Origin of the sequence: Streptococcus mitis, assembly GCF_047464965.1 — a bacterium.
In the GTDB taxonomy this organism is placed as follows: domain Bacteria; phylum Bacillota; class Bacilli; order Lactobacillales; family Streptococcaceae; genus Streptococcus; species Streptococcus mitis_DU.
This window is the reverse complement of record NZ_JASHAT010000022.1, coordinates 1-1,415: the sequence shown is the minus strand read 5'-3', so window position 1 is coordinate 1,415 and position 1,415 is coordinate 1. Positions and strand designations below refer to the sequence as shown.

The following is a 1,415-nucleotide window of genomic DNA, read 5'->3' as shown; positions in this document are numbered from 1 at the left end:
GGCTCTTTGTCAACTGTAGTGGGTTGAAGAAAAGCTAAGATCGAGAAAGGACACATTTCGTCCTTTCTTTTTTGATATTGAGAGCGATAAAAATCCGTTTTTTGAAGTTTTCAAAGTTCCGAAAACCAAAGGCATTTCGCTTGATAAGTTTGATGAGATTATTGGTCGCTTCCAATTTGGCGTTGGAATAGGGTAGTTGAAGGGCGTTGACAATCTTTTCTTTATCCTTGAGGAAGGTTTTAAAGACAGTCTGAAAAAGAGGATGAACCTGCTTTAGATTGTCCTCAATAAGTCCGAAGAATTTGACAGGTTCCTTGTTCTGAAAGTGAAAAAGCAAGAGTTGATAGAGATTGTAGTGGTGTTTCAAGTCTTCTGAATAGCTCAAAAGCTTGTCTAGAATTTCTTTATTTGTTAAGTGCATGCGAAAAGTAGGGCGATAAAAACGTTTATCACTGAGTTTACGACTATCCTGCTGTATGAGCTTCCAGTAGCGCTTGATGGCTTTGTATTCATGAGATTTTCGCTCAAATTGATTCATGATTTGGACACGGACACGACTCATAGCACGGCTGAGATGTTGGACAATGTGAAAGCGGTCGAGAACGATTTTAGCACATGGGAAAAGCTGTTTAGCTAAGGCATAGTAGGGACTAAACATATCCATCGTAATGATTTTCACCTGACAACGAACAGCTCGCTCGTAGCGCAGAAAGTGATTTCGTATGATAGCCTGTGTTCTGCCTTCAAGAACAGTGATGATGTTAAGATTATCAAAATCTTGTGCAATGAAACTCATCTTTCCCTTGGTAAAGGCATACTCGTCCCAAGACATAATCTCTGGAAGACGAGAAAAATCATGCTTAAAACGGAAGTCATTAAGCTTGCGAATGACAGTTGAAGTTGAAATAGCCAGTTGATGAGCGATATCGGTCATAGAAGTTTTTTCAATCAATTTTTGCGCAATTTTTTGGTTGATAATACGAGGAATTTGGTGATTTTTCTCGACGAGAGAGGTCTGTGAGACCATCATTTTAGAGCAATGATAGCACTTGAAACGACGCTTTTTAAGGAGGATTCTGGTAGGCATACCAGTTGTTTCAAGGTAAGGAATTTTCGATGGTTTTTGGAAGTCATATTTCTTCATTTGACTTCCACATTCAGGACAAGATGGGGCCTCATAATCCAGTTTAGCGATGATTTCCTTGTGGGTATCTCTATTAACAACATCCATAATTTGGACATTAGGGTCTTTGATATCGAGCAGTTTTATGATAAAATGTAATGGTTCCATATGAATCTTTCTAATGAGTTGTTTCGTCGCTTTTCATTATAGGTCATATGGGACTTTTTTTCTACACAAAAATAGGCTCCATAATATTTATAGGAGATTTACCCACTACAAATATTATAGAGCC

Annotated in this window: 1 protein-coding gene; it reads right to left on the bottom strand. The window is 38.2% G+C overall.

Annotation, left to right across the window (positions count from 1 at the left end; all coding sequences use genetic code 11):
• Positions 1–34 precede the first annotated feature (34 nt).
• Complete coding sequence (locus QM408_RS09200; protein ID WP_049501810.1) at positions 35–1,291, bottom strand: ISL3 family transposase; 1,257 nt, start codon at positions 1,289–1,291, stop codon at positions 35–37.
• Positions 1,292–1,415 lie beyond the last annotated feature (124 nt).